Origin of the sequence: Georgfuchsia toluolica, from assembly GCF_907163265.1 — a bacterium.
Taxonomy (GTDB): Bacteria; Pseudomonadota; Gammaproteobacteria; order Burkholderiales; family Rhodocyclaceae; genus Georgfuchsia; species Georgfuchsia toluolica.
In genome coordinates, this window is record NZ_CAJQUM010000001.1 from 701,273 (window position 1) to 714,902 (window position 13,630).

Sequence of the window (13,630 nt, forward strand, 5' to 3'; positions counted from 1 at the left end):
TTGAAACCCAGCTTTAGTCACTGACCTTGGTTGTCAAGCAGTTAGATATTACTAACCACTACGAAGAGGTTTTTATGTTTAAACATATATTGGTTCCTACTGATGGCTCCGAGTTGTCCGACCTGGCTGTTCGACGCGCCATATCCTTGGCCAAGGCGGGGGGGGCCACGATCACATTTTTTTTTGCCAGGCCCAATACTGCTGCTTCCATATATGGCGAAACCGCGCTGCTGCGGAGCATGGATCCGGAGGTGCTAGAGCAGGTAGTCCATGGACGAGCCCAGGAAATATTGGCCAAGGCGGAATCATTGGCAAAAGAGGCAGGAGTCGCATTCGATTCACTGTCGTCGGCTTCCAACGGCGAACCCTACGAAGGGATTATAGAAACGGCTTCAGAAAGAGGTTGCGACTTGATCCTGATGGCATCCCATGGTTATCGTGGTATAAAGGGGCTCCTACTCGGCTCACAGACGCAGAAGGTACTTATTTATTCCAAGATACCTGTGCTCGTCTACAGATAGAGGACTTCCTGCAACTTGGCTTAGCTCGCCGATTGTCTGTGGCGAACTCAACCGGTCGACGCAACACATGTGAACTGCTAGCAGGATCAGGTTTCCAAAGATATGCTGCCGGAAATCTCTTTTGAATTCTCAAACGCACCAGCCAGCGCTGCTTCAAGCATGTCAATGAAAGCCCGTGTCTTCGCAGGCATCAGACGGCGCCCTGGAAATACGGCCCAAGCGGTGTGCGAAGGCAAATACCAGTCGGGCATCACACGGCGTAGTTCGCCGCAACGAACGCTTGGCACTGCAAAATAATCGGGGACTGCAGCGATGCCGGCGCCTTTACGCGCCAAGTCAATCAACAGTTCAGGAGCGTTAGCGGCTGTACTTCCCGGTGGAATACCTTCCCATCGCCGGTTGCCATACGTCAAGGTCCATGCAACCGGTTCACCATTGCGCCCGAGCAAACGCAGCGCATCGTGCTGAGGAAGGTCATCAGGCGATGCCGGATGACCGCGTTCTGCCAGATAGGAAGGAGCTGCGTAGAGCCCGCTGGTGAACACGGCGATGCGCCGCGCGGTGAGCAGCGTATCGTCGGGCAGGTCGCCCATGCGCACCGCAAGATCAAAATTTTCTCCGAGCAGATCGACGCGCCGCGGCGAGAGATCGAGTTCCAGGGACACCGCCGGATGGAGCGCGATGAACGCCGCCAGCATATCGGTCAGCAGCAGGGTCGCGAAATCGTTTGGCATGGATACCCGCAGCCGGCCACTGGGACGCACCTGGCGGTATTCGCTCAGGGCCTTTACGGCATCGACTTCAGCGGCTACCTGACGGGCGTGTTCGAGGAGTTGCTGACCGAACTCGGTCAAGGAGAGACGGCGGGTCGTGCGCAGCATCAGCCGTTCCCCCAGTTGTTCTTCTAGCAGGGAGATACGTCGCGACATCGTGGATTTGGGTAAACCAATGTGTTCGGCCGCACGGCTAAAGCTGCCTGCTTCAGCGACACGAGCGAAGATCAGCAAATCATTTGGCTCAAATTGTTCCATATATAGAACAATGTTATCCATTTTGAGGACTTCCGCAAGCCTTTTAACATCAATACAGTACGGCTTAGGTCATCATCAACCCAAAGGAGATACAAATGAACATCCTGCAAATCAACGCCAGTGCTCGCCGCGAAGGTGCAAATTCGACGCGGGTGGCGAATTCCATCGTTGCGCGCCTGCAGTTGGCCAATCCAGCCGCAAAACTGACGCTACGCGATTTTTCCAGCAATCCGCATCCGATCCTGGACGAAGCGACCCTCGGCGCTTTGTTTACCCCGGCCGAGAAGCTCACGCCTGATCAAGCGGCACGTGTAGCCCTTGATAACGCACTGATTGCCGAAGTGCAGGCAGCCGACGTACTCGTGCTCGGCGTGCCGATGTACAACTTCGGTGTGCCGGCGCAGCTGAAGAACTGGATAGACGCCATTGCACGCAACGGCGTGACTTTCCGCTATACCGAAAAAGGCCCGGAGGGTCTGCTAACAGGCAAGAAAGTCTATGTCGGCCTGGCGCGAGGTGGTCGCTACCGCGGCACCGAGGGTGACAGCCAGGTTCCTTATCTCAAAACCGTTCTTGGCTTTCTGGGAATGACCGACGTGCATTTCATCTACGCGGAAGGTCTGAACATGGGGCCGGAAGCTGCTGAGCAGGGATTTGCGCAAGCCGCCGCCGATCTTGCCGCAGCATTTGCCTGAGATTGAAGCCATAAAGTAAAAACCACCTGCGACAGCAAAGGAGTTGCCATGACGACGAATCACGCCCGCATTACGGAACAGGTCAGCCGATCCCGTGTCATCGAACGGTTGGTTGCCGGCACAGCAACTTCTGACGGTGCTGGCGTCAAGCTGACCCGGGTGCTAACGCAGCCGTTGCAACGCCGCCTCGATCCATTCCTTATGCTCGATGCCTTTGGTAGCGACAAACCGGATGACTACATCGCCGGCTTTCCAGACCATCCGCACCGCGGTTTCGAGACCGTGACCTACATGATTGCCGGCTGCATGCGGCATCGCGATAGCGGGGGTCATGAGGGTTTGCTGGAAAACGGTGGCGTGCAATGGATGACTGCCGGCCGCGGCGTGATTCATTCCGAGATCCCTCAGCAGGAAGAAGGTGTGATGGAAGGCTTTCAATTGTGGCTAAACCTGCCAAGCCAGGACAAAATGATCGCACCCTGGTATCAGGATTTCGCTGCCGCCGATTTGCCGCGTTTCGTCACCGATGCGGACGTTGAGGCAACCGTGATCGCCGGCGAGAGCCACGGTATTCAAGGCGCGGTGACTCGCGCTGCGACAGCACCCCTCTATCTGGACTTGCATATGCCTGCCGGTACTGGCTTTAGGCAGCGGCTCCCGGTGGGGCATAACGCGTTTATCTACGTGTATCGCGGCGAGATAAGTATTGGCGGGGATAAGGTACCGGTACAGCGCATGGCGATTCTCGCCAATGACGTTAATGCCGAAGGAGTAGTGATCGAAGCTGCTGATGAGGCAAAGGTCTTGCTAATCGCTGGTCGCCCGCTAAATGAACCGATCGCTCAGTACGGCCCGTTCGTGATGAACACGGAACAAGAGATTTACCAGGCACTAAACGACTATCGTGATGGGCGCCTGGCTTGACGTCTCACTTTACTTTTCTTAGGAAACAATTCGAGCTATTCGGCTGATAATGTCAAATGAAAGAAAGGAGCGGCAGCCCTAATTCAATCACGGTGACCGGCGATAAGAAATACCAGCCGGTCAGAAAGGATGGTCACTGCAACATTAACGAAATCAAAAAACACTTTCTTGCTCAAATCCATCGATTCATCACAGATGGCTTTGCCGGGTGCTTACACTAAATCTGGTCATTAGAACATCCTGTACTTTTCTAATGGCAGTCCATGTTGTTCCACATAAGCATTTGAACTTTCGATGGCTTCCCAATTCTCCTTCAACCAAAGTTCAGCGCGTTTTTCCGCGACGGCCTTGGCTACTCCAGCTTCAGCCGCCTGCGAAACGTTGATGCGCAACTCCTTGGCTTCAGCAAGAAGGTTCTCCGCCAGAGACACGTTGGTCGCCTTCTTGGCGGCATTTGCGTAGTTGCCAGTCATCGTTGCCATGCAAAACCTCCTTTCAAATGCACATTTGTAGTAATGACACAAATGCGCATTACCAGCAACATCTGAGGCGTGTGAACGTGTTTGCATTGTGTTGCTCCTTTGATTGAAAATTGCGGAACCGCACCATCCTCTGATAGGGAATGACTAAGCTTTCCCGCGGGGTTTGAGATGTGAGTCCTCAAGCTGTATGGCTTTTTTGGACAAGCGTTCAGTCTAGAACTGAAGCGCAGACTGAGATTTGCTGGGATGCGTACCGATGAAAGCCTGGTAGCGGTTACGAGACGGCAAGCCGGCTCATGGTTTCGTACTGCTTGCTGCGTTCGCCAATACTGGCCAGGCTGAACTCACCTGTGACGCCAAAGGTTAAGACTGCAAGCCATATCACTTCTGAAAACAGTAAGTAGCAGAACTGTCATACGTCATTATTTCGTCTGCGTATGATTCTGGCGTATAGAAATTAGCGGTTATTGCCGTTGCAAGAATTACAGCGGCATGTTTGGCAAAAGGGCTGCGCATTCTCGCCCTGATGACATCGCCAAAATCTAATTTGGCTATTTCCGCAAGTTTTTCGCAAGCTCTATCAGGTAGTCCGCGCCTACCAGCTTTTGCATCGCTGATCATTGTTTTTGGAACATTGATTTCGTTGGCTAGTTTGGTGGGGCCGCCAACTACTTTTTCCGCTGTTTCAATCACTTGTCTAAATTCCATGTTTTTCTCCTTGACAGTACAACAATTGTTGTACTAGATTTCGTCCTGTACAGCGTTTGTTGAATTCAGCAATTGCTGACTACACCCGCCTTATAGCCTCGTCGGGGCAGGGCGTCAACCATCCTAGAAGGGGAAAAAAATGGCTAATCCAACTGGATCAATTCAAATCATCGAAGTCGAAGAGCTCGTTTCTAAAAAGACTGGCAAGCCCTACAAAGTCGCCAAGTGCATTCAAACCCGGCCTGATGGTCATATCAACGTAGGCAAGATTTTCATTCGTGAGGGGCAACCGGCTACTCAAGGGGTCTACATGCCGACCTATCAGGATGTAGAGCGCGATGGCTGGATCACTCCGGTTATCGTTGAGCTTCGGCCTGTTCCTGCGGTAGCGGCTTCGAAAGCTGCGTAATGCATTCCATCATATCGGGTGACTTAGTTGAACTAGGTGAGTTTGACACGGAACACACCTGTATCTGGTGCAAGGAATTGGACAATCTAGGTGTCATTCACGAAGGGGATTTTCTCTGCATGGCTTGTCTCATGCGTGCGGTTCGGTTGGGTTTTCTTTCTCCTCCAGTGGAAGTGACACGGCAATAATTTATTTTGAAGAATATGCCATTTAGCAATGGGCTAAAGGTAAATGGGGTTCTTGGTGAAGGCGGCATCGAGAGAAGTTTTCCCCACATCCTCCGCTATTAATGGAGCAAATTGAAATGCGTGCATATTTTGAAAAGCAAGGAAAGAAACTCGGTCTGACTGGTGCTGCTCTGCTGGCGTTTGTCAATCAATGTCTCGCTGCGGTTCCGGCTGAAGTCACTACGGCCATGGGCGACATGAAAACTGACGGCATTGCTGTTGCTACCGCCTTTTTGGTGGCAACGATTGCCATCATTGCCTTCAAGTTCATGAAGAAGGGCACCTAAGCATGTCGGCTACCGGGGCCATTTTCGAGGGTCGCTGTCTCTCCAGTAATGCGGAGGCAGTCGATGCGTATTACTCGAAAGCGGCTCCGGTTCTTGTTCCGGGTTCTACCAGTTATTTAAATCAGTTCGTCAAGGATGCCGGTGTCTGGTATCAAAAGTCATACAGCATAGATGGCTCTGGTACTCAAACTCTGCGTTATTCGATTGCTGCGCCGTCTATTACCTTTGATTCTTGCGATATGACAGAGCCGTTTTTCGATGGTCTGTCAGTGGGTTGGATGATAGCGGCGGCAATGGTGGCGGCTGCGGCTGTAATGTTCATGCGTCGGGGGTTGTGATGGAACATTTATTCATGGTGGGAATATTGCTGGTTCTCTTGCCGATCTGGGTAATCCTCAAATGAGAATCAGGATATTGAGTAGTGAATATATATGGCCGTTGATTATCGCGGCCATCTTTATATTGAGTGGCAGAGAATCGCATGCATCATTTACGGCTACGGGGCCGCAATGGACGATTGTCCAATGGTCGTCTTATAACCGGGGGTTCGCGTCGGCTCGGGCGGCGTGTGATGGCTACTATGATGTTAGCAAGCCATATGTGGGGGCCGGGCCATCTGATTTTAATTCCAATACTTCGTCTCAGTGTGTATGGGGTCAGAGCGGAGTCTGTTCCAGCTGTTATTCAGCGACGCTATCGCAGACTTTTTACACTTGTCCTGCGAATTCCACGATTAGCGGGACCACCTGCACATGCAATAGCGGATACATGGAGAGTGCAGGTACTTGCGTTTCTCAGTCGGCCTGTCCGGCTGCGGGTACTACGTTAACTTCTATGGCTTGGTATGACTTTGGCACTATCTCGCCCGGTGAGGCCATGACTCTGGATGTATGTGATTCATCGAGTCAATGCGGTCAGGTATTTGATGGGGCTATATGTGGTGCAGGGCTGGTTGCGGGGGTGCGGCACACTGAATGTCAGGGTGTCTGGAAGTCGAGTGGTGCTCATTGCGATTCCGGGGCGGCTCCTCTTAGCGGGACGGCATCTAAGCCTGAGAATACGTGCGCATCGGCACAATACATGGCCTATATGACAGATGGTACGGCGGTGTGTTATGACTCTAGTGGTGTTGCGCAGTCTAATAGCGGGCCTGCGGTAGCGTGTGGGGATACATACACCAATAGCAGTGCTACGAATGGCGATGGCAGCACGACTGTAACAACGGTCACGACGGATACATGCACGGGTAAGCAAAAAACCACGACACAGAATTATCCAGCGGGTACTACGCCCCCTGTGGCGCCTTCGAGTGGTACGGGATACAACCCTGCAAATCCTGATGGTAGTGGCGGGTCGAGTGGTGGTGGTTCTGGTGGATCAGGTGGAGCTGGTATTGATCCAGCAACAGGCAAACAAACCGATTCGACGGCGGATTATTGCGCTAAGAATCCGGATGCTGCTGCATGTCGAACGGTATCGGATAAAGAAAAATTTTGCACAGATCATCCAGAGCGTTTTGAGTGCAAGGATATGGGGATTCCTACCGATTCTGAGGCTCTAGGCGCGTCCTCTATTACATCAGCCTTAACGCCTGTTTCTGTGTCGCTTACCAGTACATGCCCTGCTGATGTTGCGCTACCTCATGGTGCGGTTTTTAGTTATGCACCAATGTGTCAGTTCGCGTCTGGTCTCCGTCCTGTTGTATTGGCTATGGCGTGGCTGGCTGCGGGTTTAATCGTTTTGGGAGGGAAGGCTAATGAGTGATGTAGGGACATTTTTAATCGCAATAGCGGTTCCTATAGTTAAGCGTGTTTTGATTGCGCTTGGCATCGGGCTTATCACCTATGGAACATATTCTGTTGCTGTGGATCAGGTGCGCAGTGCTGTATTGACTCAATGGGGCAGTCTTGGCAGTGCGACTGCGGCCATCCTCAGTCTTGGTGGGGTAGGGGAGAGTCTCGGCATCATTCTCGGTGCATTGGCATCAAGAGCGGCGTTAATGGCGGCGGCACGTTTCGGGAAGTTGGCATCATGATTGAGGTGATAACAGGTGTTCCAGGTACTGGAAAGACTGCTCTTGTTGTAGAGCGTTTATTGGCAGAGCAGGGCAAGCGTCCAATATTCTGTATGGGTATTCGTGAATTAAAAATACCGCATCAGCCAGTTCCTCCGGTTTCGGAATGGACTGAAATGCGTCCTACTCCTGAAGACCCAACACTCATAATGCCGTTTTTTACTTTTCCGGTTGGCTCGCTGATTGTCATAGACGAAGCGCAGAACGTTTATCGTCCGCGTGCCAATAGTGCAAAGGTACCGGATCATGTTGCGGCGAATGAAACGCATCGCCATACGGGTGTTGATTTCATTCTTCTAACTCAGTCTGTGAAGTTGATTGACTCTAATATTAAAGCGTTCGTTTCAAAGCATACGCATATTAGTCAGAGGGTAGTTGGGCGTTATAAATACGTCTGGCCTGAAATGGGGGACCCTGAAAGTAAGACTTCGCGTGATTTAGCTGCCAGATCGCGTTATATGCCAAATAAGAAAGTGTTTGGCCTATATAAATCGGCTGAGGCTCATACGAAAATACATGTTAGTCGGCCTTGGTATGTCTATGCTTTGCCTATTTGTTTGGCTATAGTTGCATTTCTCGGATGGCATATCTACGGGCGCATCCAGCAAGCTAATCAGCATAACAATATTGCTTCAAAGCTTGATCGTTCGAGTGGTGGTGCTGTCACTGCTGCGCCTACTCAGCATCTTTCTCTTAAAGACTATCTGAAAGAGCGTGAGCCACGTCTGCAGGATCATCCTGAGACTGCGCCTGTCTATGATGATGTCAATAAGGTTGCGGTTGCTCCTTTACCTGCCGTCTGCTACTCGGTGCGTGATGGTTCCACTGAGCGTTGTTACTGTCGCACTCAGCAAGGCACTCGCTATGGCGCTTCTGATGATTTTTGCCATGAGGTCGTCAGGAATGGTTGGTTTAATCCTTATCAACAGGAACCTGTGCAGTCTCCTCTTCAAGCGCCTGTAAAAGATTCTTCAAGGCCTGACGCTTATGGTCTGTTGCTCGATGGTGAGGCTTTTCCTCGTGAGCATTCCGTCAGGACTGTTGATGCCTCTGTACTGGCTACTCGGTAGCATGCATATCCACATGAGCGAGCCCCCTATAGGGCAGAGCGATTGTGGATATGTGGATAACGGTCTCACTGTTATCCAGCCCCGCCATGCGGTGATTAAGGGGCTTGGTGGTCATAATCAAGAGGCGGGGGGCAGGGCGGGCGCGCAGCGCCCGACCGACCCGCGCCTCTTAGATTTATCACTGGAACACTTAAGAAACGGATGTGATGTGCAGGATCAAAAAAGAGAAACCCCGGCAGTAGTTGTAGCTACTCCGGGGCTTGATCGGTTGGCTAATCGAAGGGATCACCAATATGCAAAATTGTACGCCTAACGGGACAGTCGTCAATGGGGTCTGGTATCCGCCTCCGGGGTATAGAAACGTCTCAGACGGGCAGGAATGGGTTGATAAAGCCTATCTCTGCACTATTAGACGGTTCGCTAAAGGACAGGCCGAAGTCATGACGCGTCGGATTGAGCCATTGACCTACAAGCGTTATGCCGAAAGTGCGGCCTGTGGCGGTTTAATCAGTCTCAGGACGAAAAAAGATAGGCAGGTGTTGTCTGATGAGCAAAAGGCTCAAGAGTCGTTTTTGGCGTCTGTAAGGCGCTCTAAAAAGGCCGTCCGCTTTGGTGTTAAGGCCATCGGTGCCGATCACCTGCTGACCTTGACATACCGATCGCCGGAAGGGCAGGAAATGAGTGATTTCGAACGGCTCAAGGCTGATTGGAAGGAATTCTGCCGACTTGTTAGAAAGGGGCTTCCAGCGTGTGGTGATTTACCGGCACGAGCTGGATTGAACGAATGGCGCTTTGTGGCTATTCCTGAGTTTCAGGACAATGGCGCTTATCACCTGCATGTGGCTATTGTTGGTCGTCAAGACATTAATTTCCTGCGGCGCTGTTGGTATAAGGCGCTCGGGGCTTCCCAGGATGCGAAGGGGGCAGATACACCTGGGCAGGTTGATGTCAAAGGGCCATCCAAGCGATGGGGCAGTCGCACACAGAACTGGAAGCCTTCGAATCTATCCAGCTACATGGTCAAGTATCTGCATAAGACCTTTGAACATACAGTCCATGCAAAAGGCTCTAAGCGCTATTGGGCGGGTCGAACCAATGAAAAGCCTGAGGTAGTCAAGTACTGGCTTAAAGCACAGGAATATGTTGATGCCGTCATCGAGACTCACATGCTTTTCCGGCATGAGGTCATGGAATCGGAAGGGAAGATGTGGGCATCGAGTGGTTACGATGCAATTTGGTTTTCTGGCTGATAGTATTTATTGTGAAAATGGATCCTAAAGCGATAGTTAAATCCTATCGAATTAAGATCCATTTTTCTGGTGTTGGCTATCGGGTGATGTAGCGCGGCGTCATGTTGCTTATACTGCTAGGCTATGGATTATTATTTTTGGATAGTTATATGTTATATTGCGCACTCTGCGGGGTGGCTGTACTTCTGAAAATGAAAATAACCATACCGCTCAAAGGTTTGCAGTAGGCGGGCGAGTAATCTTCTCCACTTCTGAAAACAGTAATTTTCAGAAGTGATATGGCTTGCTGCACCCGACGCCGCAGAAAACAATTTCCGCTCTTTCCAGATGATAGCTGTCATGTAGCAGCAGCACCGGTTTTTGCCCATAGGATTGCGTACCGGCACGCGCTCGTGCCGCTTTGTGGGCTGCTGCCGAGCGTCCAGCGGCGCCTTTGGCTCGCGCCGACTTCTGCGCGGCAGTCGAGCGCTCATTGGCGTTGCGTCTCTGTGCCACGGATTTCGCTTGTCGCCCAACTGTTTCCTTTGAAGCGGCAGCATGTGGTTCGCGCTTCAGCGCCGTAGTTGTTGCCTGCGATCGGCTGCGCGAAACCGGCTTATCGCTGCTCTTTGTCGCCGCATAGTCGCGGTTTGTGCTTGTGCGCGTTTTTTCAGAGGCGGTGCCGACTTTTGGCGGCGGGAGCTTTACCCCGGTACGACGCGCTTTTGATAAACCTATTGCGATAGCCTGCTTGGTCGAGCGCGCTCCGTGTTTGCCTTGACGGACATGCTCGATTTCCTCGCGCACGAATTCGCCAGCCTGAGTGCTGGGCAATTTGCCTGCGCGCTTGTCCTTGGCAGCCCGTTCAAGGGTTCTTTTCTCTGGCATAACGAACTCCTTCTGTCACGGAACTCCTTCTGTCACGTAATTTGACAGCCGTGCCTAACACCCTACTGACGATATTTTGCTTTGGCTTCGGCGATGCAAGTATCCTTGGCAGCACCTGACATGGCATCGCATTTTTCCTTTGCGACTTTATAGTCGGCGTCGCGCGCTTCCTCGTTCGCCTCAGACCCGGTAGCCATAGCCTCGCGTCTTGCTTTGGCCTCGGCCTTGGCTTTTTGTTCGGTAGCCGCGGCTTCCTTCAGGCAGACGTCCTTCTTGTTGCCCTTCAATTCCTTGCACTTGGCCTTTGTGGCCGAATGGTCGGCCTCGGCACGGTGCACTGCGTCCTTGTAGTCAGCCTCGGCATGCCGTTTGGCGTCTCTCGACATCCCGTCGGCGCTGGCTGATGGGACCAGGCAAACACCTACCAATGCCACGGCGCTGAATGCCTTCATCGTGTTCAATGCGATACTCATGTCTTTCTCCTTCGTTCCTGATTGATTTAGTCTAAGGCCCTCTTGTCATTCCTATAATTGGCGTTCGGCCTTATCCTTGCCAATGCTATATGACTCATGGATCGTTCCTATCCAGTTGCTCCAATATGATCCCAATTCAATTGCGCTTTCCTTGGTGATTGAGACCTCACGGTCCCCAATCCTGTGCAGCAAAATCTATGCCGCTCTATGACGCCGCGACAATAGATTCGCCGAGCCCGATTGGCGCCACAGCATCGTTGCGCCTGTAATATCGTGAGGCCTGTGAAAGTGGCTCACCCGGCGAAACAAGGAGCGCAGAAACGGCTCCTGCCATCTCTGCAATGCGCATATCGCGCCGTCGCGACGCTTAATGGGACTGAAACAAGCATGTCGTCTTCATTGAACATATAAGGATCGGCAGCGCAGGCGGGGCCTGTCATCATTACGACGAAGGTGGCAATAGCCAGGGCCAGCACTGCATTCCAGTGCACGATCCACAGGCCAATGGTAAAAATATCAGCGCAGTAGTCAGTTTTTCGTCAGGCGAAGGCGAAACAATTATCAGCAGGCGCAGCATGACGGCATGCCGAGCAGCAGAGTGCCGGCGATCAGAATCTTCAACAGGAAAACTGGCCAGTATTATCGTGTTGCTGTTCTTGCTGCATTGCGAAGTGGTGGTGTTTGCTCCCCGTCGGGCCCCTGCCCGCCTGGCTACGGCAGTTCCTGCGGCCAATATGCGGGTACAAACATGAAATTTTTTATCACAAGACCGGAGCGGAGCGTGCCGGTGATGGCAGTAGGAAGATCAGGACTGCATTGTCGGTAATTCTTACCTTCGCGGTTGTAAATCTTTCTGAAGCAACGGAGTCAGTGGGGGTGTCTGAATTTCTGCGTATGAAGCGGCAAGAGACGTTTTCACAGTGCTGCCGCCTGCCGCTTCTATACGGCAGGAGGCGAGCGGCGCGGTGGTAAAGTCGGCGGTCATTTTAAGCTCGGGCTGCTTCGAAGCGTTCGGCATAGAGGATGGCGAACTGATTCATCGCCTCTTTCCAGTCCCTGGCGGGACGGCCCCAGTCGGCGGTGATGTTGCGCAAGGCGAGCCAGATCAGTTTCGTCGCCGCGTCATCGCTCGGAAAATGGCCGCGCGTTTTAAAATCTTGCGCAGTCGTGAGTTGATGCTCTCGATCACATTGGTGGTGTGGATCACCTGGCGGATCGGGGATGGAAAGGCGAAGAATGGAATCACCCGATCCCATGCCAGACACCAACCACAACGTTCGTCCTGATCATGTAGATCAATGGTCTACCGACACGGGGTTGAGCACCAATGAGGCTAAGAAGAAAAAAACAGAGAATATTCATATGCAGCAGCGGCTCAAATATGAAAAAGGGCATTACGGCGATATACCCACACCCGGAAGTAGCTCGGTTCGCTAGAACAGATTCCAGATTTCCTGAGTCGAGCCGCCTGTTCACGAGCCCTCAATGTTGGTGGCGTCACGCGCAAGCGTCGGTAATGCAGCTTGGCAACAGACGCGGATCGATATCTCAGTCCCCCAGTTGTATTTTCTTTCCATAACCCGTCAATTCCAGATAGCCGTGCCCGATCTCGCGGCCGCCTTCCATCAGCCGGACTGCGCCCTCCCAGTAGATGATCCCGGTCGAACGGCGACTGTCCAATTCCTGATCATCCATTAGTGCTTGCAGCAGAAAAATTCGCGCGCCAATACGAATGCGCCATTCCACCGGATAAGTGACGCCGGTACGTGGCGATCGCCAGCGGCGCATGGGTTCGAAAGCGACGGCCCCGGGTGGGAACGCCTGGATGCCACCGCCCGCTCGCCTGTAGTTCGCGGCCGACCACAGTGTAGCCTCTTGCTCATTGCGCAGACGGAAAGCCATCAGCGCGCTGCCATCGTCCAGATTCACGCCCAGCCAATCCCAGCCTTGCGCGACTTGCGGCAGAAGCTCGCTAAACCATTCGTGATCGAGCCACGCCCGCCCAGCCACCGGGCTCGTGCGCCCGTCAAGCGTCACGGTCCCATCCACTCGCAGTTGCGGGCGGCTGTAGTAATAGCTGGAATGACGCTGATCCGCGGTCTTGGCGCTGAATCCGTCAAGGCCATTGAGCATCGGCGGGCCGCTCGGGACGAGGTCCAATGCATAGGCAAAATCCTCACCGCGAACCGTCGCCCGATAGCTGTCCTTGTGTTGTTCCAGGTGCCAATCACCAACCCAAACATTGGTCCGGTCAGTGTCATAGCCGGCACGGCCAAAACCGATTCGAGCGGCGCGTTCATCATGGCGCAGACGTTTGAGGTGCGGATCGGCAATGGCCGCATGGGCGAGGATCAGCTGCCGCGGTGCAAACGCGCTGGCACTGGTTTCTCCAATACCGGTACGCACCCGGAAAAAAGTGCTTTGAAAGCCTAGCGGGCTGCCATCCGGCAAGCGCAGCCAACCGGTGACATACCACCACTCCATGCGGAAATCCGGGTGTGCTCCATGATCGGCGGGAAATACCAATTTGCGGCCCGGCAACACCGAGGCAAACTCGAGCGCCTGTGCCACCGCCGGTCGCAAGTTCGGCAGGACGGTCAGCGCCAGCAAAA

17 protein-coding genes and 1 pseudogene are annotated in these 13,630 nt (G+C 52.9%); 11 read left to right on the forward strand and 7 right to left on the reverse strand.

Annotated features, from left to right (window positions below; all coding sequences use genetic code 11):
- The first annotated feature begins 74 nt into the window (after positions 1-74).
- Positions 75-521, forward strand: coding sequence for a universal stress protein (locus tag K5E80_RS03310; RefSeq protein ID WP_220634822.1), 447 nt, complete (start codon positions 75-77; stop codon positions 519-521).
- A gap of 86 nt (positions 522-607) precedes the next feature.
- Here K5E80_RS03310 and K5E80_RS03315 read toward each other — a convergent pair whose 3' ends face one another.
- A complete protein-coding gene (locus tag K5E80_RS03315; protein ID WP_246590845.1) occupies positions 608-1,573 on the reverse strand; it encodes a LysR family transcriptional regulator in 966 nt (321 codons plus the stop codon).
- Positions 1,574-1,647: 74 nt separating this feature from the next.
- Here K5E80_RS03315 and K5E80_RS03320 point away from each other — a divergent pair, with 74 nt between their 5' ends.
- Both K5E80_RS03320 and K5E80_RS03325 read left to right on the forward strand, forming a co-directional pair.
- Positions 1,648-2,247, forward strand: a complete 600-nt coding sequence (locus tag K5E80_RS03320; RefSeq protein ID WP_220634823.1) for an FMN-dependent NADH-azoreductase — start codon at positions 1,648-1,650, stop codon at positions 2,245-2,247.
- A gap of 48 nt (positions 2,248-2,295) precedes the next feature.
- Entirely contained in the window at positions 2,296-3,171 is an 876-nt protein-coding gene (locus tag K5E80_RS03325) for a pirin family protein (protein WP_220634824.1), read from the forward strand.
- Between the two features lie 230 nt (positions 3,172-3,401).
- Here K5E80_RS03325 and K5E80_RS03330 read toward each other — a convergent pair whose 3' ends face one another.
- Both K5E80_RS03330 and K5E80_RS03335 read right to left on the reverse strand, forming a co-directional pair.
- Positions 3,402-3,653 (reverse strand): type II toxin-antitoxin system CcdA family antitoxin, encoded by a 252-nt coding sequence (locus K5E80_RS03330; RefSeq protein WP_220634825.1) that lies wholly within the window; start codon positions 3,651-3,653, stop codon positions 3,402-3,404.
- Positions 3,654-4,034: 381 nt separating this feature from the next.
- Positions 4,035-4,361, reverse strand: coding sequence for a helix-turn-helix domain-containing protein (locus K5E80_RS03335; protein WP_220634826.1), 327 nt, complete (start codon positions 4,359-4,361; stop codon positions 4,035-4,037).
- Positions 4,362-4,500: 139 nt separating this feature from the next.
- Between K5E80_RS03335 and K5E80_RS03340 the strand changes: the two genes are divergently transcribed.
- The 7 genes from K5E80_RS03340 (at position 4,501) to K5E80_RS03365 (ending at position 9,678) form a co-directional block, all read left to right on the forward strand.
- Complete coding sequence (locus K5E80_RS03340; protein ID WP_220634827.1) at positions 4,501-4,770, forward strand: hypothetical protein; 270 nt, start codon at positions 4,501-4,503, stop codon at positions 4,768-4,770.
- Between the two features lie 289 nt (positions 4,771-5,059).
- Positions 5,060-5,284 carry a major capsid protein gene (locus tag K5E80_RS03345; RefSeq protein ID WP_220634828.1) on the forward strand — a complete coding sequence of 75 codons (225 nt, stop codon included), beginning with the start codon at positions 5,060-5,062 and terminating at the stop codon, positions 5,282-5,284.
- A gap of 2 nt (positions 5,285-5,286) precedes the next feature.
- Positions 5,287-5,622 (forward strand): hypothetical protein, encoded by a 336-nt coding sequence (locus K5E80_RS03350; protein WP_220634829.1) that lies wholly within the window; start codon positions 5,287-5,289, stop codon positions 5,620-5,622.
- Between the two features lie 1,192 nt (positions 5,623-6,814).
- The gene (locus K5E80_RS17090; protein ID WP_425514548.1) at positions 6,815-7,048 is read left to right on the forward strand and encodes a virulence factor TspB C-terminal domain-related protein; all 234 of its coding nucleotides are present in this window, start codon (positions 6,815-6,817) and stop codon (positions 7,046-7,048) included.
- Positions 7,041-7,319, forward strand: a complete 279-nt coding sequence (locus K5E80_RS03355) for a DUF2523 domain-containing protein (RefSeq protein WP_220634830.1) — start codon at positions 7,041-7,043, stop codon at positions 7,317-7,319. Before K5E80_RS17090 ends, K5E80_RS03355 begins: the two co-directional genes overlap by 8 nt.
- Positions 7,316-8,428 carry a zonular occludens toxin domain-containing protein gene (locus tag K5E80_RS03360; protein WP_220634831.1) on the forward strand — a complete coding sequence of 371 codons (1,113 nt, stop codon included), beginning with the start codon at positions 7,316-7,318 and terminating at the stop codon, positions 8,426-8,428. The genes K5E80_RS03355 and K5E80_RS03360 overlap by 4 nt, the downstream gene beginning before the upstream one ends.
- Positions 8,429-8,889: 461 nt before the next feature.
- Positions 8,890-9,678, forward strand: a complete 789-nt coding sequence (locus K5E80_RS03365) for a rolling circle replication-associated protein (protein ID WP_220634832.1) — start codon at positions 8,890-8,892, stop codon at positions 9,676-9,678.
- 267 nt (positions 9,679-9,945) lie between these two features.
- On the opposite strand, the gene K5E80_RS03370 is transcribed toward K5E80_RS03365, so the two are convergent.
- The 3 genes and pseudogenes from K5E80_RS03370 to K5E80_RS03380 all read right to left on the reverse strand — a co-directional run.
- Positions 9,946-10,545 (reverse strand): DUF6496 domain-containing protein, encoded by a 600-nt coding sequence (locus tag K5E80_RS03370; RefSeq protein ID WP_220634833.1) that lies wholly within the window; start codon positions 10,543-10,545, stop codon positions 9,946-9,948.
- Positions 10,546-10,607: 62 nt separating this feature from the next.
- Positions 10,608-11,018: a hypothetical protein gene (locus K5E80_RS03375; RefSeq protein WP_220634834.1), complete on the reverse strand. Its 411-nt coding sequence runs from the start codon at positions 11,016-11,018 to the stop codon at positions 10,608-10,610.
- 986 nt (positions 11,019-12,004) lie between these two features.
- Positions 12,005-12,285, reverse strand: a pseudogene (locus K5E80_RS03380) (transposase); the annotation flags it as partial.
- Here K5E80_RS03380 and K5E80_RS03385 point away from each other — a divergent pair.
- Positions 12,255-12,455, forward strand: coding sequence for a hypothetical protein (locus tag K5E80_RS03385; RefSeq protein ID WP_220634835.1), 201 nt, complete (start codon positions 12,255-12,257; stop codon positions 12,453-12,455). The pseudogene K5E80_RS03380 and the gene K5E80_RS03385 sit on opposite strands and share 31 nt — an antisense overlap.
- Before the next feature lie 111 nt (positions 12,456-12,566).
- On the opposite strand, the gene K5E80_RS03390 is transcribed toward K5E80_RS03385, so the two are convergent.
- On the reverse strand, positions 12,567-13,628 hold the full coding sequence (locus K5E80_RS03390; RefSeq protein WP_246590846.1) for a lipocalin-like domain-containing protein: 1,062 nt from the start codon (positions 13,626-13,628) through the stop codon (positions 12,567-12,569).
- Positions 13,629-13,630 lie beyond the last annotated feature (2 nt).

Bases quoted from the DNA above. Each gene is read 5' to 3' on its own strand.
- K5E80_RS03355 (WP_220634830.1), top strand. From the start codon at position 7,041: ATGAGTGATGTAGGGACATTTTTAATCGCAATAGCGGTTCCTATAGTT.
- K5E80_RS03370 (WP_220634833.1), bottom strand. From the start codon at position 10,545: ATGCCAGAGAAAAGAACCCTTGAACGGGCTGCCAAGGACAAGCGCGCA.
- K5E80_RS03375 (WP_220634834.1), bottom strand. From the start codon at position 11,018: ATGAGTATCGCATTGAACACGATGAAGGCATTCAGCGCCGTGGCATTG.
- K5E80_RS03345 (WP_220634828.1), top strand. From the start codon at position 5,060: ATGGAGCAAATTGAAATGCGTGCATATTTTGAAAAGCAAGGAAAGAAA.
- K5E80_RS03310 (WP_220634822.1), top strand. From the start codon at position 75: ATGTTTAAACATATATTGGTTCCTACTGATGGCTCCGAGTTGTCCGAC.
- K5E80_RS03325 (WP_220634824.1), top strand. From the start codon at position 2,296: ATGACGACGAATCACGCCCGCATTACGGAACAGGTCAGCCGATCCCGT.
- K5E80_RS03315 (WP_246590845.1), bottom strand. From the start codon at position 1,573: ATGGATAACATTGTTCTATATATGGAACAATTTGAGCCAAATGATTTG.
- K5E80_RS03385 (WP_220634835.1), top strand. From the start codon at position 12,255: ATGGAATCACCCGATCCCATGCCAGACACCAACCACAACGTTCGTCCT.
- K5E80_RS03340 (WP_220634827.1), top strand. From the start codon at position 4,501: ATGGCTAATCCAACTGGATCAATTCAAATCATCGAAGTCGAAGAGCTC.
- K5E80_RS17090 (WP_425514548.1), top strand. From the start codon at position 6,815: ATGGGGATTCCTACCGATTCTGAGGCTCTAGGCGCGTCCTCTATTACA.
- K5E80_RS03335 (WP_220634826.1), bottom strand. From the start codon at position 4,361: ATGGAATTTAGACAAGTGATTGAAACAGCGGAAAAAGTAGTTGGCGGC.
- K5E80_RS03330 (WP_220634825.1), bottom strand. From the start codon at position 3,653: ATGGCAACGATGACTGGCAACTACGCAAATGCCGCCAAGAAGGCGACC.
- K5E80_RS03320 (WP_220634823.1), top strand. From the start codon at position 1,648: ATGAACATCCTGCAAATCAACGCCAGTGCTCGCCGCGAAGGTGCAAAT.
- K5E80_RS03360 (WP_220634831.1), top strand. From the start codon at position 7,316: ATGATTGAGGTGATAACAGGTGTTCCAGGTACTGGAAAGACTGCTCTT.
- K5E80_RS03350 (WP_220634829.1), top strand. From the start codon at position 5,287: ATGTCGGCTACCGGGGCCATTTTCGAGGGTCGCTGTCTCTCCAGTAAT.